Source organism: Halorhabdus amylolytica (assembly GCF_004944975.1).
Classification (GTDB): domain Archaea; phylum Halobacteriota; class Halobacteria; order Halobacteriales; family Haloarculaceae; genus Halorhabdus; species Halorhabdus amylolytica.
The window spans coordinates 233,527-254,594 of record NZ_SPQG01000003.1; the positions used below are offsets into that span (position 1 = coordinate 233,527).

Below are 21,068 nucleotides of genomic sequence, written 5' to 3' on the forward strand. Positions count from 1 at the left end.
CAGGGGCGGACGAGACAAACCCATGTCGCTCCGACACCCGCTGGTCACTGCACCGCCGTCACATCGAGACGAGCGGCTCGTTCGGCGTCTCCAGGCTCGGCGGAAGGTCACTCTCTCCGGTGAGATACAGATCGACGTGCCGGGCGACGTCGCGGCCGCTGCCGATCGCCCAGACGATCAGCGATGGCCCCATCTTCGCGTCGCCGGCCGCGAAGACGCCCTCGACGTTCGTCATCAGGTCCTCGTCGGTGGCGAGTGTGCCGTCGTCGTTGATGTCGACGCCCAGCGGCTCGAACGGACTGGACTCCGGGGCCTCGAACCCGATAGCCAGGATAACCAGGTCCGCGGGGATCTCCAGGTTCGATTCGCTGACCTTCTTCTCGGGCGGCCCCTCACCGCCCTCCTCCCAGATGACGCGGTCCGCCTCCAGAGTGTCCACGCGGCCGTTGTCATCGGTATCGACGAAGGCGTTGGTATCGACGCAGTACTCCTCGATCGCACCCTCCTCCTGGGCGTAGGTCTTCTTGTATGTCTGTGGCTGGTCGGGCCACGGGTTGCCCGGCGGCCGCTCGACCGGCGGTTTCGGCAGCAGTTCGATCTGGACGACCTGCTCTGCGCCCTGTCGATGGGCCGTCGAGACACAGTCCGCACCGGTGTCTCCCCCGCCCAGCACGACGACGTTCTTGCCCTCGGCGTCGATGTCCGGGCCTGGAACGTCTTTGCCGGATTGGCGACGGTTCTCCTGGGTTAGATAATCCATCGCGAAATGGATTCCCTCAAGGTCGCGACCAGGCAGGTCGAGGTCGATCGGTTTCTGAGACCCGACTGCGATGATGGAGGCGTCGAAGTCCTCCTTTAAGCGTTCGACGGGGACGTTCCCGCCGACCTCGGCGTTGGTCTCGAAGGTGATGCCTTCCTCGCGCAACTGATCGACGCGGCGCTGTACGCGGTGTTTGGCGAACTTCGCGTCCGGGATGCCGTAGCGCATCAGCCCGCCGATTTCGTCGGCCCGCTCGAACACCGTCACGTGATGGCCTGCCCGGTTGAGTTGCTGGGCCGCGGCCAGACCGGACGGACCGCTTCCGACGATCGCGACCTCGTATTCGGTACGCATTTCGGGCGGTTCAGGCTCGATCCAGCCCTCCTCCCAGCCCTTGTCGGCGATGGCGCGCTCGATGGACTTGATCGTCACCGGATCGTCGTTGTACGCTAACACACAGGAGTTCTCGCAAGGCGCCGGACAGTTGTAACCCGTGAACTCCGGGAAGTTGTTGGTCGCATGGAGACGTTCGAGTGCTTCCTTCCAGTCGTCGCGGTGGACGAGATCGTTCCAGTCGGGGATGATGTTCCCGATCGGACACCCGCCCATGCAGGTCGGCGTCCCGCAATCCATGCACCGTTCACCCTGCTCGGCCAGGTGTTCCTCGTTCCACTCGGGTTCCCACACTTCCTCGAAGTCCCCCTTTCGTTCTTCCGGGTCGCGCTTGCCGATCGACCGGCGACGGTGGCGGCGGTAGCCCCCAGGGTGGCGTTCGGCCATCAGTCGTCACCCTCCGTTGGGAACGTCGGTGTACTCGGCTTCGGCGGCGGCGAAGCCCTGACGTCTTCCCCCTCCGCGAGGCGTTCCTCGACGACCTCGGCGAAGGCATCGGGCATCACCTTCACGAACTGGGGGACGTACTCCTCCCAGTTGTCGAGGATCTCCGTTGCTCTGTCGCTGTCAGTGTAGCGGGCATGGTTCTGGACCATCCGTCTGACCATCTCGCGGTCGCGTTCGTCCAACTCCTCCAGATGAACCATGTCCGTGTTGACCCGATCCTCGAAATCACCGGCCTCGTCGAGTACGTAGGCTTCGCCGCCGGACATCCCGGCACCGAAGTTCTTGCCCGTCTCGCCGAGGATCACGGCGACGCCGCCGGTCATGTACTCACAGCCGTGGTCGCCGACGCCCTCGACGACCGTCTTGACACCGGAGTTGCGGACGGCGAAGCGTTCGCCGGCCTGGCCGTTGAAGTAGGCCTCGCCCTCGGTCGCGCCGTACAGCGCGACGTTGCCGGTGACGATATTCTCTCCCGCCTCGTAACCCGCTTCTTCGGGCGTCTTGACGATCAGTTTCCCGCCCGAGAGGCCTTTGCCGGCGTAGTCATTGACGTCACCCGTCATCTCGATGGTAATCCCGGGCGCGAGGAACGCGCCGAAGGACTGGCCGCCGGTCCCCTCGAAATCGAGCGTGACCGTGTCGTCGGGCAGTCCGGCCTCGCCGTACGCTTTCGAGATCTCCGAACTCAACATCGCCCCGACCGTGCGGTCCTCGTTGGTGACCCGTCCACTGATCTCGACGGATTCGCCCCGCTCGATAGCTGGTTGGGCTTCTGATAAGAGCTCTTGGTCGAGTTTCTCCGCCAGTCCGTGGTCCTGTTCCATCGTCTTCCGCGGGTCGTCGTCGTAATCCGGCCGCCAGAGTACCTCTGAGAGGTCGACGTGTTTCGCCCGCGGGTGATCGACGTTCTTCTGTTCGAGCAAGTCGACCTGCCCGATCATTTCGTCCATCGTCTCGACACCGAGTTCGGCCATGATCTCTCGCACCTCGCGGGCGATAAAGCGCATGTAGTTGGCGACGAACTCGGGATCACCGGGGAACTTCTCGCGTAACTCCTCGTCCTGGGTGGCCACGCCGACCGAGCAGGTGTTACAGTGGCACTTCCGCAGCATGACACACCCACACGTGATCAGCGGCGCCGTCCCGAATCCGTACTCCTCCGCGCCGAGCAGCGCGGCGATAGCCACGTCCCGGCCAGTCTTCATCCCGCCGTCGACCCGGACGCGGATCCGCGACCGGAGGTCGTTGTTCAGCAGGATCTGGTTGGCCTCGGCGATGCCCAGTTCCCACGGCAGGCCAGCATTCTTGATCGAGGTCTTTGGCGAGGCGCCGGTCCCGCCGGACTGTCCCGAGATCAAGACTGCATCGGCCTTCCCCTTCGCGACACCGGCCGCGATTATGCCCACGCCGGCCTCGCTGACCAGTTTGACGTGGACGTCTGCGTCGGGGTTCGAGCACTTCAGGTCGTGGATCAACTGGGCGAGATCCTCGATCGAGTAGATGTCGTGGTGTGGCGGGGGTGAGATGAGGGGCACACCGGGCGTCGTCGATCGCGTCTCGGCAATCAACTCGCTGACCTTCTCGCCGGGCAGGTGACCCCCCTCACCGGGCTTTGAGCCCTGGGCCATCTTGATCTCTAAGTGCTCGGCGTTGGCGAGGTAGTTCGACGTGACGCCGAAGCGGCCGGAGGCGACCTGTTTGTCCGCACATTCTCGCTCGGTACCGAACCGTTCGGTCGGTTCACCACCCTCGCCTGTGGAGGCAAAGCCGCCGACGCGGTTCATCCCCGCGGCGAGAGTCTCGTGGGCTTCGGGCGAGATCGACCCGAAGGACATCGAGGCGCTGAAGAAGCGTTTCGTGATCTCCTCGACGGGTTCGACCTCTTCAAGCGGGATCGATTCCCGTCTCTCGGTGTCGAAGTCGAGGAGGCCCCGGAGGGTTTGTAAGCGCTCGTTCTGCTCGTTGATCATCGCCGCGAACTCACGGTAGGCCTCGTAGTCGCCGTGGTTGGTGGCGTACTGGAGCTTGCCGATCGTGTTCGGATTCCACTGGTGAAACTCCCCGTCACGACGCCAGTAGAGTTCCCCGCCCTGATCGAGTTCGAGGTTGCCAGCGACCGACCTCTCGAAGCCCTGTTCGTGTCGTTCGAGTACGTCGGCTTCCAGTTGCTCGATCCCGATCCCTTCGGTACGGTTCTCCGTCCCTTCGAAGTACTCTGCGATGAAATCCGAGTCCAGCCCGACGGCCTCGAAGATCTGGGCCCCCTTGTAGCTCTCTAAAGTGGAGATGCCCATCTTCGCCATGACCTTCTGGATGCCGTCCTCGATGGCGTGGCGATACTGATCGAGGGCAGTCTCGCGATCCACCTCGAGGACGCCGTCGAAGGCCAGTTCCTCGATGGACTCGTAGGCCAGATACGGCGTCACGGCGTCGGCCCCGTAGCCCACGAGCGTCGCGAAGTGGTGGACTGCGTTGGGTTGACCGCTCTCGACGACGAGTGCGGTGTGGGTTCGTAGCCCCTCCCTGACGAGGTGATGGTGGACGCCACCGACCGCAAGCAAGCTCGGGATCGGAACGCGATAAGGGTCGGTTTCGGTGTCCGAGAGGATCAGCATCTCGGTATCGTCTTCGAGTGCGTCGACTGCCTGCTCGCGGATGTCCTCGACTGCTGCTTCCATGTCGATCTCTGCCGGATTGTAGGTGATGTCGATGGTCGCCGACGTGATCCCGTTCTCGTCGATGTCGGCGATCTTGGCGTGCTGATTCCGGGTGAGGATCGGCGAGTCAAGTGCCAGTTGCCGGCAGTGTTCGGATGTCTCGCCGAGCAGGTTGTTCTGACGGCCGACGTGTTGTTTCAACGAGGTGACCGTCTCCTCGCGGATGTAGTCGATCGGCGGGTTCGACACCTGAGCGAACAGTTGCTTGAAGTACGTAAACAGCGTCTTGTTCCGGCTTGAGAGCACCGACAGCGGCGTGTCGTTGCCCATCGCGCCGATTGGATCTTTGCCGTCCTCGGCCATCGGCTCGATCAGGCGCTCGACGTGATCGAGGGTGTACCCGAACGAGCGCTGGTACTTCGTGATATCGCCGTCGACGTACGTCGGCGTCTTGGCTGTACCCTCTTCGACGTCCGCTAGGGTCAGACGGTTCTTTTCGAGCCACTCGCCGTACTTCTTGTCGGTTAGCCGGTCGAAGATTTCGTCGTCGGGAACGATGCCGTCCTCGGCGTCGGCATAGAACATCTGGCCTGGTTCGAGGCGGTCCTTCCGTTTGACTCGGGAAGGATCGACCTCTATCGCGCCGGTTTCGCTGGACATGACCAGCCGATCGTCCTCCGTGACGAGGTACCGACAGGGGCGCAGGCCGTTCCGGTCGAGGATCGCGCCGACGCTGAACCCGTCGGTGAACGCGACGAGAGCCGGGCCGTCCCACGGCTCGTTGATCGTCGAGTGGTACTGATAGAACTCCCTGCGGTCCTGATCTAAGTACTCCGACTCCTCCCAGGCTTCGGGGACGAGCATCCGGAGGGCGTGGGGAAGCGACCGTCCGCCCTCGACGAGCAGTTCGAGGACGTTGTCGACGACGGCCGTGTCGCTTTGGCCCTCCTCGGTGATGGGCTTGAGCTTCTCGATGTCCTCACCGAAGACCGGGCTGGCGAGGTCGGCCTCGCGGGCGTGCATCCAGTTGAGATTCCCGCGGAGGGTGTTGATCTCGCCGTTGTGGATGATGTTCCGGTAGGGGTGGGCGAGATCCCAGGCGCCCAGCGTGTTCGTCGAGAACCGCGAGTGGACGAAAACCAGACTCGTCTCGACACGCTCGTCGGCGAGGTCCTCGTAATACGTCCGGACCTGGGCGTTGGTCAGCAGGCCCTTGTAAACGAGTTTGCGGCGGTCGAGCGAACAGATATAGAACCGCTCGTGGCCCGTCGGCTGTTGTTCGTCGATACGGGACTCGATGACGTTCCGGAGGACATACAGCGCCGTATCGAGTTCCTCCGGCCCGAGGTCCTCGCGAGGTTCGACGAAGAACTGCCTCACGTCGGGTTCACTCTCCAGGGCAGTCGCCCCGAGCCCGTCGTTGTCGGTTGGGACGTCCCGCCAGGTGATCACGTCGAAGCCTTCCTCGTCGGCTACTGCTTCGATGCGGTCTCGAAGCTTCGTGGCGGGTTCGTCCTTCGGCAAGAAGACTTGGCCGACACCGTAGTCGTCGAAGTCGTGGTCTGCGAGACTATCGACCTCGTCGCTGAAGAAGGCATGTGGCTTCTGGATGAGGATCCCTGCCCCGTCGCCCGTGTTCTCTTCTGCACCCCGGGCGCCGCGATGGTCGAGGTTCTCGAGCAGCGAGAGCCCCTCGGAGACGATACCGTGTTCTTTTTGCCCCGAGAGGTTGAGCAGGACGCCGACGCCACAGTTTGCCTTTTGCTGTGACTCGTCGGCCAGGCCCCGCTCACCGTCGGGTGCCGTTGGCGTATTCATCATGTGACTAGTTCGCACAGACAAGCATAAGGGGCGGGGTGCGTGCAGGAATTGCGCACCCCCCACTGTCTCTCGGACGACCGGCCGGTATTTTGGCCACCCCTCGCGTGATCGTCCCGATTTCGCGTCCGATCCCGGACGTTCGGTCACTGTGTCGACGCACGACCGAAAACTATCATGATCGAGGTTGTACGACTGTCGACAGATGGTGTTTTGCCCTTTCGTAACTCTGCCGTCGGACGACATCACGACGTGCCTGTCGACTCGTCATCGACTGTTCGCGAACTCGATCAGTTCGACATCCCCTCTGGTGGCCTGACTCGTCAGTTCTCGGGCGACTGCTCGATGGATTTCACCAGCCTCCTGGCCGGTAAGCCGTGCCAGTCTGTCTCTCCCTCTTGTTCGAAGCCCTGTGTCTCGAAGAACCCGGCGGCGACAGTCGGTGCACTGACACACAGTTCTGTGAGTCCGATCTCACCTGCGCGCTCCTCGAGGCGGTCGACGAGCACACTCCCGAACCCTTCCCCCTGATAGTCAGTGTTCGTGGCGATCGATGGTACTTCCCCGGTGTCCTCGGCGAGAACGGCGTAGGCGACGGGCGTGATCTCGGTCTCGGCGACGAGGACGGTCGTCGGGTCGTCGTCGATCCAGGTTCCGAGGTCCCCTCTCGGATCGGCGACGAGGTCCGCGTACTGCTTGCGATCGTAGACGTCGCTACAGGCCGCCTCGATCGCCTGACCCCGGAGAATTCCCAGACTCGGAACGTCCGTGCTCGTGGCCGTTCGGATCGTGACCTTCATCGCTGGTCTGACCTTTCGGTTCCCGACATATAGCCCCTCGCCGATCCGTCGCATCGTCATTCGATCCCGTACGGTCGCCCCGTTCATGTTGACTGCTGGGAACGTCACCGGGCCGCAGTCTGCCGATCGTCCGACCCGAGTCTGACGGTGATTTATGTATCTCCCTGCGCCAGAATCGCCCGGGGGCACCAGGAACGTCACACGCTCCCCCCTTCCCTTCTGACGACGGAACGTCTTCGAGACGGCCGTCACTCGCACGTGTGCGGCATCTTTACGCGTCAGAACCCTTTTTTATTGCTGTCCCCGAAAGGACGATAGATACGAAGCCAGCACGTCGATGTATCGCCATCGACTCAGCCACCTATGACCGCTGTCCCGACGTCCGAGCCCCGGTTCGAGACCCTGCAGGCACCGCCCGGTGTACACCTCGTCGATCCGATCGATGGTGGCCAGTTCACGCTTCTGACGCCCGAGCCCGTCGAGTGCACACCCTCCTCGACCGACGCGCTGCCAATCCCCGTCGACGGGGCCGTGAGCCTCGACACGGACATCGTTCGAACGCCGTATCTGGTCGGCGTCTGGATCAGGGACGCGGCGTTCGACCTCGTTGCACAGTGTACGGGCGGCGACGAAGCGACGTTTGATCCGGACAGCTACGTCGTCGAGTTCTCCTCCGTTCAGCTCAAACTCTACCTGGGCATCGAGGGTTCCTTTTCGGTCGATGCGACGGGAGATTACGTCGAGTTATCGTTCCCCGAGGCGACCGAGGTGATCGTCGGCATCCGTTCGTATCACGAACAGCCGGCCCGTACCATCACGACGACCGACGACATCGACGACGTGATGACCGCGCTCTCCCAGTTCAGAGCGGCGTTGAAAACGACTTCACCCGAGCGGTCGTTCCCGACGTTGCGCGGACATCCGCCCCTCCTGGAACGGGGCGATGAACTGTCGATCCCGGGCAGTCTCCTCGACCGGGAACCGTCCGTCTCGATCGAGGTACCAGCCCGGTGGAACCGCGTCCTTCCCGTCGCGCCGTTGGCGTACTATCTCGACGCGGACATCCGAGAAGGTACCCGACCGCGATTGGTCGCCGACGGTCGATCGATCCCGCTGGACGGACCGGACGGATTCGAGCGCCGCGTCGCGCGCATCCTGCGACACGTCTTCACGCTGGATTGTGTCACGCGGACGGAGGGGCTGTACAACGTCGATCTGCACGAACGGTCGGTGATCGAGGAGCGGACGACCCTGGACTTCGAGGCATTGTACGACCAGTCTCTCGGGGAGCGTACCGGCACATACCTCGACGTCCCTTTCGAGGTGGTCGAACCTGCCTCGCCAGAGTGGAAGTTGACCGCGGACGTCCAGCCCGAGGTGGAAAACGTCCCGGTTCTCCCGTTCCTCGCGGCCGATCTGGCGGAGATCCGCTGTCCACGCCACGGTGACATCACGCCGCGAGTCCTCGAAGACACGTCACCCGATGTTGAGTCGTTCTTCCGTGAGGAGCCGGTCCTCGTCAGAGGCCCGTCCAGTGCCGTTCGATCTGAAAGCGCCACGAGTCGACCGTCAGTCGAGGATCGCGTGTTCCGTCCCCAACCGACCGATAGTCTGATGCAGACGTTCGTCGGCGACGGGATCCCGATGGGCGCGACGAAGATGACGCTCGACGCCTTCGAGCGCCGTCTCGACTACGAACCCACTGAGTCGGGGCGGATTCGCGTCGATGTCGTGAACAACGAGGAAGCGATGAGTGACGAGTCCGTCGTCTCGGACGTCTACGGCGCCCGGGAGTGGATCGACTTCGACGTCACGATCCACGACGAGTTGACGCAGAACGAACTCGCCGCCGTACTGCAGGAGGAAACAGACTTCTTCCACTACATCGGTCACGTTGAAGATGAAGGGTTCCGCTGTACTGACGGCCATCTCGACGCACGCTCGCTGTCCGATGTCGGCGTGGGGGCGTTTTTGCTCAACGCGTGCAACTCCTACGAACAGGGTCACACTCTGGTCGACGCCGGTGCGTTGGGCGGGATCGTCACGCTCGCCAATATACCCAATCCAACCGCGACAAGTATCGGAATGACGTTAGTTCGGCTACTGAACATCGGATTTTCGCTCTCGACCGCACGAGCCTTGCTGGAGAAAGACGAGCAACTCGCAAGCCGATACATGGTCGTCGGCGATGGACACGCGAACATCGTCGAGAGTCAACTGGGGTCGCCGGTCCATATGGAACTGCAATCCGTCGAGTCCGACGTGATAAAGCTATCAATCCAGGGGTACCCGATATCTGATATTCCGAACGGAAGTCTCCGCGATTGGCACTTCGAGCCGTTCGAAGAGAATTGTCTGATGACTGCGTGCCTCGAACGTATCGAGATGACTAGCGAGGAGTTTGAGCGTCTCTGTGAGAACGGCGACTTTCCAGTACTATACGAGGAACAACTCGTCTGGAGCGAAGAAATTCTCTCCAGGCTTTAGGGGCCGGGATTACCGCTACTGATTGCCGCTGCCGTCCCTCCGAACTGCGTCAGCAACACGAGCAGCATGAACAGGACGCCCATCATTCGCGGGTGCTGTGCGAGGAAGTTTTCTCCCTCCGATTCTGATTGGCTCATAGCCACCTCCAAGTTTATTGCAGGTGTGAAAATAGATTTCTAAAGATATCTAACGATTATATATTTAATATAAAATTAAGTAATATCAAATATATGAATTCGAAATACGGCGTGGAAGCACGCGCTACGCTCTCATTCGCCGGGTCGCACGTATGGATGGCCTCTCCCGTAAGTTACTTAATTGTTAGTATTGTAATCGTTGGTAGGTAACACAGATGAGAGAAGTACTTGCGGTGCCCCCAGGGAGGGTCTGTCTGTGAGCGACGAGCTCTCGCCGGGCGTCGACGCTACTGAAACGCCCTCGAACGTTCTCTGTGTCTGTCCGGCGATCGGTAACGCGAAGAACGAACACTGTCGTGATTTACTGACGCGCGAGGGGCCGCCAGGGACGGTCCTCGGCGTGACGGTCGCGTCCTCGCCAGGCGAACGCATGTCCGAGTGGAGCAATGTGATCGATCCCGTCAGAACCACGCTTTCGTTCGTCGATGTCTCTCATGGCGGGCGCTCGGCCGCGATGTCAGCCGATGGGTTCGGCGGCCAGAACGGCGCGATCGTCAACGTCGTCGAGGTCGAGGACGTCGATCTCCAGCGTATCGGTGCCGAGCTCACCACACAGCTCGAGAACGCCGAAAAGGGTCCCGTCGTCGTCTGTCTCGATTCGTTGACTGATCTTCTGCAGTTCGAAACCGAACGAACGCTCCATCGCTTCCTCAACGTGCTCACTGCACGCGTCGAGCAAGCCGATGCGATCGCACACTACCACATCGACGCTGACGGTCATCCTGACCGGACGTTCGACACGCTCACACCGCTGTTCGACGCGACGATCCGTCCCAACTGCCGTTCAGAGTGAGGCGCCTCAACGGCATCCATTCGTGGGTTCGGTCTACCGACCGCACCCCGATCATTTTTGTCGTTGCCCGTGATACCTCTCTGCACGATGGCCTCGACGCAGGACGCGGTGTTGGTCGCCTCCCCCGAGGAGGAACAACGGCTGTCTATCACGTCGGTTCTCAGAGACCACTGGCCTGTACGGATCGCGACGACGCTCGACGGCGCGCTGGACAGTCTCGACGACTCGATCGCTGTTACCGTCATCGACGAATCTATCGAGGGGGCGCCGTCGGATCTCTTCGCGGCGCGTCTAGAAAACGAGCTTTCTTTTCAGATCCTGTGGCTCGGTGCGTCGGAGGGACCCTTCGCCGATCGTGCTGAGGCAGTCCTCGACCCCGCTCGCGTCGAGGACCAGTCTCTGACGATCGTCGACCGCTTGCAACGGCGGGCACGATACGATCGACTGCTCACCCGGTTTTACGAACTCGCCCGTAGACGCGGACGTGACGACGAGGAATCGACGGCCGAAGGGAAACCAGCAGCCACCGACGCGGAACTCGACTCGCTGAAACGGGAACTCGACGAAATTGTGGCGGAACTCGACGACGAAGACGCCTTCGAGGTCGCACTCGGGGACCGACAAACTGTGGACCGATGAGCGGGATCGACGGCGTTCAGGCTTCTTCGACGTACGGAAGCAAACCCGCAGTCCGCTCTATCTCGCCGCTGTTGGCGCTCATCAGTGCTGTGGTGTCCCAGATGCCCTCGACCAGGGCCTGTCGCTGGGCGTCGTCGACGGTGACGTCGACTGTCTGATCGCCATAGGTGACGGTTTCGCCCTCGACGTCGATGTCGATCTCACCTTCCGGATTCGCTTCGATCCAGTCTTGCAGGTCGGCAATCGTCTCGTGATCGGCCGTTACCGTGGGCATCCCCAACGCGAGGCAGTTGCCCGCGAAGATCTCGGCGAAGGACTCGCCGATGAACGCGTCGATCCCCCAGCGCATCAACGCCTGGGGAGCGTGCTCTCGAGAGGAGCCACAGCCGAAGTTGTCGTTGACCACCATCACGTTGGCATCGCGGAACCGCTCCTCGTTCATCGGGTGCTCTTTCTGGTTGTCCTCGTCGTCGAAGCGCTGATCGAAGAACGCGAACTGACCGAGGCCGTCGAAGGTGACGACCTTCATGAAGCGCGCGGGGATGATCTGGTCGGTGTCGATGTCGTTCCCGCGGATGGGCACGCCAGTACCCGTCACCTCGCGCACTTCGGGGATGTCGGCGTCGAAGTCGCTCATGCGGGCGTCACCTCCGGCAGTTCGCGCACGTCAGTCACTTCCCCGGTGATCGCCGCGGCGGCAACCATCTGGGGGTTCATCAGCACCGTCCGGCCGTCTTTCGAGCCCTGGCGGCCGACGAAGTTCCGGTTCGACGACGACGCGGAGGCCTCATCACCCTCCAGTTGATCCTCGTTCATGCCCAGACACATCGAACAACCCGCGTTGCGCCACTCGAAGCCGGCCTCCCGGAAGACGTCCGCGAGTCCTTCCTCCTCGGCAGCTCTCTGGACGCGCTGACTCCCGGGGACGACCATCGCCCGGACGCTGTCGTCGACTTGCCGACCCTCGACGATCGATGCCGCCCGTCGCAAGTCGGGCAGGCGGGCGTTCGTACACGAGCCCAGGAAGACGATGTCGATGTCGTAGCCCGCCATGGTTTCGCCGGGCTCGACGCGCATGTGTTCTTGAGCGCGTCGGGCGGTCTCCTGTTTGTCCTCGGGCAGGTCCTCGGGGGCGGGGATCGGCTCGCTGATGCCGATGCCCTGGCCCGGCGTCGTACCCCACGTGACGACCGGTTCCAGTTCGCTCGCGTCGATGTGGACCACGTCGTCGTACTCGGCGTCCGCGTCGCTCCGGATGGACTCCCAGTAGGGTTTCAGCTCGTCGAACTTCTCGGGGTTCTCCTGGAAGTAGTCCGTCTCCTTCATCCACTCGTAGGTGGTCTCGTCGGGGTTGACGTAGCCCGCGCGAGCGCCACCCTCGATGGACATGTTACAGATCGACATTCGGCCTTCCATGTCGAGGTTCTCGATGGCCTCGCCGGCGTACTCATAGACGTATCCGACGCCGCCGTCGGTGCCCAGCCGGCGGATGATTTCCAAGATGATGTCCTTGGCCTCGACGCCCGGCCCCAGTTCGCCGTCAACCTGGATCTTCCGGACTTTCTGTTTCTCCATGGCGATGCACTGGGTGGCAAGCACGTCCCGAATCTGGGAGGTGCCGATGCCGAAGGCCAGTGCGCCGAACGCGCCGTGCGTGGAAGTGTGGCTGTCGCCACAGACGATCGTCTTGCCGGGCTGTGTGATGCCCTGCTCCGGGCCAATGACGTGGACGATGCCCTGATCGCCCGTCGTCGGGTCCGAGAACTCGATGCCCGCCTCCCGGACGTTCTCCTCCAGTTCGCTCATCATCTCCTCGGCCGCGTCGTCGCTGTAGGGCCGGGACTGATCGCTCGTCGGGACGATGTGATCGACGGTCGCGTGAGTGAGATCCGGACGGGCGACTTCGATATCGCGCTCCCGAAGCATGCCGAACGCCTGCGGGCTGGTGACCTCGTGGATGAGGTGCAGCCCGACGAACAGCTGATCCTGCCCGTTGGGCAGCGTCGTTACCTTGTGGCGATCCCACACCTTGTCGTACAGCGTTCCTTGACTCATACTCGATCTACCGTTCCGTTCGTTACTGTGCCGCTCGTGTATCCTCGATACCGTGCTTTCATATACTCACTCTGCCTGCTCGTCCCAGGAGAACAGCTCCCGCAGGGACTCGCCGACTTCTTCGATCTCGTGGTTCCCCTCGGCTTCCCGCAGCTGTTTGTAGCTCGGTCGGTTGGTCTGGTTCTCGGTGATCCACTCGCGGGCGAACTCACCGTTCTGGACCTCCTCTAAGATCTGTTCCATCCCTTCTCGGGCCGAGTCGTCGATGACGTACTCGCCCCGGGTCAACCCGCCGTACTCGGCGGTATCGGAGACGGAGTTCCACATTTCCATCAGCCCGCCTTCGTAGATCAGATCGACGATGAGTTTCATCTCGTTTAAGACCTCGAAGTAGGCCATCTCCGGGCTGTAACCTGCATCCACGAGCGTCTCGTAGCCGACCTTCATCATCTCGGTGACGCCGCCACACAGGACGGCCTGCTCGCCGAAGAGGTCGGTCTCGGTCTCCTCGCGGAAGGTCGTCTCGATGACGCCCGCCCGCGTACAGCCGATCGCCTTCGCGTACGCCAGCGCCTCTTCCTTTGCCTCGCTGCTTTCGTCCTGATAGACGGCGACCAGACCGGGGGTGCCCTCGCCGCGCTGGTAGGTCCGCCGAACGAGGTGGCCCGGGGATTTCGGAGCGACCATCGTCACGTCGACGCCCTCGGGGGGTTCGATCTGGCCATAGTGGATGTTGAAGCCGTGGGCGAACTGGAGCGTGTCACCCGGTTCCAGACCGTCCTCGATGTCGTCGTAGACGACCGGCTGGACGTTGTCGGGGACGAGCATGACGACGATGTCTCCCTCGGCGGCCGCCTCTTTGGGCGTCTCGACCGGCAGGCCTGCGTCCTCGGCGACCGGGCGATCCTCGTTGCCCTCGGGCAGGCCAACGACCACGTCGACGCCGCTGTCGTCGAGATTCTGGGCGTGGGCATGGCCCTGGCTGCCGAAGCCAAGGACCGCTACCGTCGCGTCTTCGAGATACGATTCGTCTGCGTCCTCGTCGTAATATACCGTTGCGTCGAATTCCTCTGTCATGGTTTCGTCGTCTTGTGTCTGCATTGGACTGGTGTTCAATCTATCGTGTCTGGGCGATCTCGCGTCCGACGAGTCACTCTTCGCTTGCGTATCCGTTCGCGTCCATCGTCTCCGCGCCGCGTTCGAGCGCCGCTGCGCCGGTGCGGACGACCTCTTCGACATCGAACTGTTCGAAGGCCTCGACCGCGGCGTCGATCTTCTGCTTGCTGCCCGTGATCTCGACGGTCACGGCGTTGGGCGAGGCGTCAACCGCCTGGCCGTTGTACATCTCCGCGACCGACTGGACGTCGTCGGGTTTCTCGGCTCGCACCTTCACCAGAGCGAGTTCCCGCCGCATCGCCTCGGGCTTTAACTCCTCGACAGCGATCGTCGGGATCAGTTTCCGGAGCTGCTTCTTGGCCTGTTCGACGCCGGGCTCGGGCTCTTCGATGACGATCGTCATCCGGGCGACGTTCTTGTCGGTCGTCGGCCCGACAGTGAGACTCTCGATGTTGAACTGCCGGCGACTGAACAGGCCCGACACCTCGGCGAGGACGCCCGGCTCGTGTTTGACCAGCGCCGACAGCACCGCGTGACGGGGCTGGTGGGTCGCTTCCGCTTCTGGATCGATGCGAATACCTTGTGTGTTGCGCCGCCCCTCGGGTCGCATCCGCTCGTCGGGGGCCGGCCCAGGGAGTTCTCCACTGCTCATTGTTAGAGGTTGTCCAGTTGTTCTTCGGAAAGTGCGAACAGTCCGTTGTCGCCGCCGCTCGGAACCATCGGGTAGACGTTCTCGCCGGGGTCGATGATCGCGTCGATGACCGCAGGCCCGTCGTACTCGCGGGCCTTCTTGATCACGTCGTCGACCTCGTCGTGCTCTTCGAGTCGGAAGCCACGTGCGCCGAAGGACTCTGCCAGCAGGTCGAACTCGGGGATCCACGGATACTCGCTTGCCATCCGGCGACCCTCGTAGAACCCGTCCTGCCACTGGCGGACCATCCCGATCGCCTCGTTGTTGAGGATGACGTACGTGATGTCCAGATCTTCCCGGACCGCCACGGACAACTCCTGCATCGTCATCAGGAACGAACCGTCGCCGTCGAACGTGACGACTTCGCGGTCTGGCGCACCCAGCTTCGCGCCGATGGCCGAGGGGACGCCGTACCCCATCGTCCCCAGGCCGTTGGAGGAGACCCAGGTCCGGGGCTCGGTGTACGTCCAGAACTGGCAGGCCCACATCTGGTGTTGGCCGACACCCGTCGTAACGATCGCGTCGTCGTCAGCCAGTTCGGCGAAGCGCTCGACGACGTACTGCGGTTTGAGCGGTTCGTCCTCGGGGGTCTCGTAGTCCAGCGGGTATTCGTCTTTCCAGGTCTGGCATTGCTCGCGCCACGTCTCGGCGTCCGGGGCGTCCGTCAGTTCGTCATCCAGCTGTTCGAGGACGCGCTCGGCGTCGCCCAGCAGCGGGTAATCGGCGTAGATGTTCTTGTTGATCTCGGCGGGGTCGATCTCGATATGGATGACCTCGGCGTCCGGTGCGAAGCTGTCGACGCCGCCGGTCAGGCGGTCGTCGAAGCGCGTCCCGACGCCCAGCAACACGTCGCAGTTGGTGATCGCCAGGTTGGCCGCGCCCGTCCCGTGCATGCCGGCCATGCCCAGCGAGAGATCGTCGGTCTCGGGGAATGTCCCCAGGCCGGGCATCGTCGTGATGACCGGAATCTCGTACTTGCGGGCGAACGCGCGCAACTCGTCACTGGCCTCGCCCTTGACGACCCCGCCACCCGAGAGGATCGCCGGCTGATCGGCGTCCTGCAGGGCTTCGGCGGCAGCCTCGATGACTGCCTCGTCGGCTTTCTCTGGCGGATGGTAGGTGTCCGGCGTTGCGGGGGAGATCGGTTGAACATCGGTCTCGGCCTTACTGGCGTCTTTCGGCAGGTCGACCAGGGTCGGCCCCTGTCGGCCGGCGTCAGCCAGCGCGAAGGCCTCACTCACGTCCGCGCCGAGTGTGTCCGGATCGCCGGCGAAGTAGTTCTGCTTGGTGATCGGCTGGGTGATCCCGACGGTGTCGACCTCCTGGAAGGCGTCGTTGCCGACGAAGTCCGTCGCGACCTGGCCGGTCAGGGCGATCATCGGATCCGAGTCCATCGAGGCGTCGGCGATACCGGTCACGAGGTTGGTCGCGCCCGGTCCGGAGGTAGCCATCGCGACGCCCGGATCGCCCGAGACGATCCCGTAGGCGTCGGCCGCGTGGGCCGCTCCTTGTTCGTGAGCCATCGTGATGTGCTCGATATCCGAGTCGTAGAGCGCATCGTAGACGGGCATGATCGCCCCGCCCTGAACGCCGAAAGCCATGTCGACGCCGGCCTCCTCCAAGGCGATGATCGCCGCCTCGGCGCCCGTCGTCACCTCTCTGGCGTCGTCGGTGGCTTCCTCGTCCTCTTCGGCCGGCGGTTCCGGCTCGGGATCTTGATGGAACGCGCGTTCACTCATGGTCGATACCTCCGTGCTGTGGGTGCCGGCCGCGAACGCTGTGTCTGCGAACGCGGCGTCGTCGAATCAGTGTGTGTCATGGCTGGAGTCTGCTCGCTGGTGGTCACAAAGTCGTACGATCGTCGTCGAGGGTGTGGTACTGTCGGGGCTATAGGGCCCCTACAATACCGACGAGAAGCAGGTCGGACGCGCCGCTGGTGCCGGATCGAGCCCCGGACGGAACCAGCGCGCGCATCGGTACCGGAACGTCGTCGTCGTTCATTATAAACGTTCCGTGAGATGGATCCACGAACGCCGGAGGGAGCGTGGTACAGCAATCGCTGACCGGTCGGCGCGAACGACGTGGACGACATGTCAGGCACTGACCTCCTCGCGTGCCCGCTCGACGCCCACGTCACGTGCGAACCGTTCGAGGACATCCATCGTGACACGGTTGTCCTCGGCCCCGAACTCCTTGACACGGCGCGTGACTTCCCGTACCTCCGTATCGGACGGCGCGAACCCGGCCTCGACCAACCGCTCCCGGACCGAGTGTTGACCGGTGTGCTTGCCGAGGACGAGTTCGCGTTCGGCACCGACCATCTCGGGGGTCATCACGCCCGGTTCGAACGTGTCTGCGTTCTCGATGACGCCCGCGGCGTGGATGCCCGACTCGTGGGAGAAGGCGTTCTCGCCCACGACGGGCTTGTTGCCCGGCGTGTCGACGCCGCTCTTCTCCTCGATCAGCCGAGAGAGCTCTGTGATCCGGGTCGTATCGATACCCGTATCCACGTCGTAAAGGCTCTCTAAGGCCATGACGACCTCTTCGTAGGCAGCGTTACCGGCCCGCTCGCCGATCCCGTTGACGCTGACCTGGGACTGTGCGCCGCCGGCCTCGTAACCCGCCAGCGCATTGGCCGTCGCCAGCCCGAAGTCGTCGTGAGTGTGAACGTCGACGCGTGCGTCCGTGTGGGCGACGACGTTACCGACCATCTCCTGGAAGCGACCGGGCGTGGCGACGCCCGTCGTATCCGGGATGTTGATCCAGTCGGTGCCCGCCTCGGTGACGGCCTTGACGACCTCCAGCAGGAAGTCCTCGTCCGTGCGGGTCGCGTCCATCGGCGAGAACATGCACTCGACGCCCGCCTCCTTGACACGTTCGACGGACTCGACGGCCCGCCGTTTGGCGTCCTCGCGGGTCGCGTGCATCGAGTCCTCGAGCTGGACGTCGCTGGTCGAGACAAACACGTGAACCAGTTCGACGCCCGAGTCGATGGCCGCTTCGACATCTTCCTCGACGACGCGGGCGAGCCCGCAGGTAGTCGTCGTGGTACTTTCGGCGATGTCCCGAACCGCCTCGAACTCCGCGTCGGAGTTGACGGGGAACCCCGCCTCGATGACGTGAGTTCCCATCTCGTCGAGTAGCGCCGCTATCTCCCGTTTGTCTTCGTAAGAAAACGAGGTGCGCGGCGTCTGTTCCCCGTCGCGAAGCGTCGTATCGAAAATCCGTGCGTCCGTGATTTCGGACGTACTATCGAGTGTGCCCTGGAAGAACTCGATCCGCCGGGGATCCCGACGCAACCTCGGATGTGTTGGACATTTGCGTTCGTCTGAATGGCGTCATCGTATTTAAACCTTCTCGAACGCCACGTGTGTATCTGACACACGTGAAGTCGAGAGCCCACTTCCGGCCGGAAATCGAGCGACTGTTTAGCAATTGCTAAATCGTCGATGACGATCCAAAACTGCATTGGCAGTTCGTTCGAACGTGTTCGACGGTATCGGGGCCGGGATTTCGGACACGTCTCGCCAGCCTCGCTATCAAGACCTCACTCCCGCTCTGGTGGCCGATCGAGAGGTGTATTCGGGGCCACCCCTGTGGAGAGGCTGACGCCGCCGATCGACGCAACGACGGCGCCGAACCCCCCACCGCCCTGTCGCACCCCACCCTCGCGATCAGGGTCGGTCCGGATCGCCCCGATGGCGACGGGAGTTTCCCCTGATCGCAATCCGGCTTGGAGATGTCCGGATGTGTATTGGTGGGCTAGATACGTAGACTGTCGGTCGGGCCAGGGGAAAACGCGTTGACGAACGATCGGGCGATCTCTCGTGGGTCCCGAACGTACGTGTCGTGTTCGGTTACGAGAGGCGCTCAGTGTCGCCAGACTCCTCTCGGGACTCGAACAGTCGGCCCAGGAGCGACTTTTCTGCCTTCCGAAGGTGTGAATGGAGCGTCGCCGACGATATGCCGAGGCTTTCGGCGACCTCCTCTGCGTTTGAGTCTCGCGGCCAGTTGAAATAGCCCGCCCGATAGGCCGCCTCCAGTACCTCGCGTTGTCGCTCGGTGAGGTCGTCGAGAGAGGTTTCCGGCAACGCGGTGACGGCCTCGAACGGCCCGCACCGTGGCCGTTTGCCGAGCACCTCTACGTCCTGGAACCTGTCCTGGAGGTGTTCGACTATCGTCCTGGCGTCCGCGTCGGACGTGACGGCGAGTTCGTACTTCGTCCGGCCGCCGTCCGCTGTGACACGATGGACGGTCGCTCCGTGGTCCTCGAGGGCACCCATCGGGGCCACACCGGTGATCTCCCACTCGAGGAGTCCCTCTTTGCCGTCGTCGGACGCACTGATCGTCCGGACGCCGCCGCTGGCCGCGGCCGCCAGCGCCTCTCTGACGCGTTCGACGTCCGTATCCTCGACCGTCAGGTACGCGAGCGGGCCGTTCTCTCCACCGGGGACGACCCCCTCCAGTTCGATCGTGCGGTCCGTCCCCCGTGTGACAGCGACGAGGGGGTCGGATCCGTCCTCGCAGGCGAGATCCAGTTCCACGACCGACTCCGCCGAGAGCATTCGTCGCGTCTCGACAGCGTTGATCGCATGGCCGATCGTCTCACCCAACTCGCCGAGAATCTCGCGCTCGCGTTCCCCGACGACCTCGCGGTCGGTTCGGAACCCAATCGCCCCGTAAACTGTCCGCCCGTACACGATCGGAATGACGGTCCAGTCGGTATCGTCGTCCGCCCGTGTGACTGTCGTGGCCGGACACCCGTTCTCGACAGCGTCACCCGGACCGGCGTCGTCGAACGTCGGCGGTGTCGCCCCGTCGTCTCCCGCGAGTGTCCAGCGGTCCGCATCGCCCGTCCACGTCGGAATGTCCGCGACACAGACCGTCCGGTACCGGTCGGCGTCGGCGAAACGTTCGCAGACGGACTGTTCGATTGCCTCACGACTTCGCGCGGTGACCAGCGCCTGATTGACGCCCCGGATGACGGCGTTCAACTGATTCAACGTGGCAAGTTCGTCGCGCTGGCTCGCCAGTTCGCGTTCCCGTTCGGTACGCGCGGTCACGTCGTGAACGACCAGCGTGTGCCCGATGAGGCGCCCATGTCGGTCGGTAATCGGTGACGTCCGGATCTCGTGGATGCGCCCGCCGGCTTTCAGTTCCGCGAGTGCATCATCAGTCTCGAAGTCGAGAGCGTCGGTCCCGACCATGGAATCGACCGGCTTGCCCAGTGCCGCTGCCGGGTCACACCCGACTACGTTCGCGGCGGCGTCGTTACAGTAGACGATCCGTCGGTCGACATCGACGATGACGATCCCGGTGTCAAGCTGTGCGATGGCGGCGTCCCGGCCGATCTTCCGCGTCGCCGGTACCAGGTCGAACAACTGCCGACGGAACAGCGCGTACCCGAACGTGACCCCAGTGATGGTGAACGCCACAGGCGTGTAGTCGACCTTCGGGCCGCTCGCTCCGACGAACACGTCGACGATGTTGACGACGAACGGTGCGGCGATACCGACAAGCACCAGCGCCGATTGTTCTGTGAAGAGATACTCCGAATGGTAGACGAGACGGATGATCAACGCCATCGAGACGGCGACGAGCGTGTAGCTGTAGATGGTGTACACCCAGAACAGCGAGCCGAACGTCGGGTCCATCAGTGCCATCCCGTCGACGACCAGAACGTCCTGGCGTATCCAGAAGATATGGTGCCACGGGTTCGTCCAGACCGCGATCACCGTGAGCACCGGAATCGTCACGATCGCAGCTATCGTCCGCCGACTGAGAACCTCGTCAAGGCCCGTGTACGTTGCTGCGAACAGGAACAGCGTCACGGTGATGAACGGAATCGCGGTCCACTGGATCCGGAGCAGAACCGCTCGCAACCCGCTATCGCCCACGTGTAACCCGACGCTGTAGGTCAACGACCAGATCGAGAGACAAGCCATCAACGCGGCGAACCACGCCGCTCCCGGCGTCTCCCGCCGACGGTAGGTGACCGCAGCGAGGACTGCTGTCGTTCCGGCTGCGACGCTGAGAACGGCAGTGTGGAGTATCAGTGTGCTCAGTGCCACGGACGGAACCCTCCCGGTGTGAACGTCGTTCGAGCCGGCGTCACGCCCCCCGAAGCGAGAAGGCTGGCGACACTGGCAAAGCTGACACGCTGCAGCATCTGTTTCGAGGCCTATGCCAACAATTGCCACCCCTCGGTTTACTTC

Annotated in this window: 14 protein-coding genes; 3 read left to right on the forward strand and 11 right to left on the reverse strand. The window is 63.0% G+C overall.

From position 1 onward, the window contains the following. Positions 1-58 precede the first annotated feature (58 nt). From E3374_RS05890 to E3374_RS05900, 3 genes are all read right to left on the reverse strand, one after another. On the reverse strand, positions 59-1,540 hold the full coding sequence (locus tag E3374_RS05890; RefSeq protein ID WP_136688090.1) for a glutamate synthase subunit beta: 1,482 nt from the start codon (positions 1,538-1,540) through the stop codon (positions 59-61). Further along, positions 1,540-6,078 (reverse strand): glutamate synthase large subunit, encoded by a 4,539-nt coding sequence (gene gltB / locus E3374_RS05895; RefSeq protein ID WP_394347451.1) that lies wholly within the window; start codon positions 6,076-6,078, stop codon positions 1,540-1,542. The genes E3374_RS05890 and gltB overlap by 1 nt, the downstream gene beginning before the upstream one ends. Positions 6,079-6,398: 320 nt before the next feature. After that, positions 6,399-6,875, reverse strand: coding sequence for a GNAT family N-acetyltransferase (locus tag E3374_RS05900; RefSeq protein WP_136688094.1), 477 nt, complete (start codon positions 6,873-6,875; stop codon positions 6,399-6,401). A 363-nt stretch (positions 6,876-7,238) separates the two neighbouring features. Between E3374_RS05900 and E3374_RS05905 the strand changes: the two genes are divergently transcribed. Further along, on the forward strand, positions 7,239-9,362 hold the full coding sequence (locus tag E3374_RS05905; RefSeq protein ID WP_136688096.1) for a hypothetical protein: 2,124 nt from the start codon (positions 7,239-7,241) through the stop codon (positions 9,360-9,362). Here the strand turns inward: E3374_RS05905 and E3374_RS17085 are convergent. Then, the gene (locus E3374_RS17085) at positions 9,359-9,499 is read right to left on the reverse strand and encodes a DUF7503 family protein (protein WP_169051784.1); all 141 of its coding nucleotides are present in this window, start codon (positions 9,497-9,499) and stop codon (positions 9,359-9,361) included. The genes E3374_RS05905 and E3374_RS17085 overlap by 4 nt on opposite strands. 256 nt (positions 9,500-9,755) lie before the next feature. Here E3374_RS17085 and E3374_RS05910 point away from each other — a divergent pair, with 256 nt between their 5' ends. Both E3374_RS05910 and E3374_RS05915 read left to right on the forward strand, forming a co-directional pair. Continuing rightward, positions 9,756-10,352 (forward strand): DUF7504 family protein, encoded by a 597-nt coding sequence (locus E3374_RS05910; RefSeq protein ID WP_136688098.1) that lies wholly within the window; start codon positions 9,756-9,758, stop codon positions 10,350-10,352. A gap of 87 nt (positions 10,353-10,439) precedes the next feature. Next, the gene (locus E3374_RS05915) at positions 10,440-10,991 is read left to right on the forward strand and encodes a hypothetical protein (RefSeq protein ID WP_136688100.1); all 552 of its coding nucleotides are present in this window, start codon (positions 10,440-10,442) and stop codon (positions 10,989-10,991) included. Positions 10,992-11,007: 16 nt separating this feature from the next. Here the strand turns inward: E3374_RS05915 and leuD are convergent, their stop codons facing one another. From leuD to E3374_RS05950, 7 genes are all read right to left on the reverse strand, one after another. After that, positions 11,008-11,628 carry a 3-isopropylmalate dehydratase small subunit gene (leuD, locus tag E3374_RS05920; RefSeq protein WP_136688102.1) on the reverse strand — a complete coding sequence of 207 codons (621 nt, stop codon included), beginning with the start codon at positions 11,626-11,628 and terminating at the stop codon, positions 11,008-11,010. After that, on the reverse strand, positions 11,625-13,046 hold the full coding sequence (gene leuC / locus E3374_RS05925; RefSeq protein ID WP_136688104.1) for a 3-isopropylmalate dehydratase large subunit: 1,422 nt from the start codon (positions 13,044-13,046) through the stop codon (positions 11,625-11,627). Before leuC ends, leuD begins: the two co-directional genes overlap by 4 nt. A gap of 66 nt (positions 13,047-13,112) precedes the next feature. Then, positions 13,113-14,123 (reverse strand): ketol-acid reductoisomerase, encoded by a 1,011-nt coding sequence (gene ilvC / locus E3374_RS05930; RefSeq protein ID WP_136688106.1) that lies wholly within the window; start codon positions 14,121-14,123, stop codon positions 13,113-13,115. 73 nt (positions 14,124-14,196) lie between these two features. Then, on the reverse strand, positions 14,197-14,814 hold the full coding sequence (gene ilvN / locus E3374_RS05935) for an acetolactate synthase small subunit (RefSeq protein ID WP_136688108.1): 618 nt from the start codon (positions 14,812-14,814) through the stop codon (positions 14,197-14,199). A 2-nt stretch (positions 14,815-14,816) separates the two neighbouring features. Next, positions 14,817-16,592, reverse strand: coding sequence for a biosynthetic-type acetolactate synthase large subunit (gene ilvB, locus E3374_RS05940; protein WP_136688110.1), 1,776 nt, complete (start codon positions 16,590-16,592; stop codon positions 14,817-14,819). A 354-nt stretch (positions 16,593-16,946) separates the two neighbouring features. Continuing rightward, positions 16,947-18,152, reverse strand: a complete 1,206-nt coding sequence (locus E3374_RS05945) for a LeuA family protein (RefSeq protein WP_136688111.1) — start codon at positions 18,150-18,152, stop codon at positions 16,947-16,949. 558 nt (positions 18,153-18,710) lie between these two features. Beyond that, positions 18,711-20,924 carry a histidine kinase N-terminal 7TM domain-containing protein gene (locus E3374_RS05950; RefSeq protein ID WP_169051785.1) on the reverse strand — a complete coding sequence of 738 codons (2,214 nt, stop codon included), beginning with the start codon at positions 20,922-20,924 and terminating at the stop codon, positions 18,711-18,713. Between the last annotated feature and the right edge of the window lie 144 nt (positions 20,925-21,068).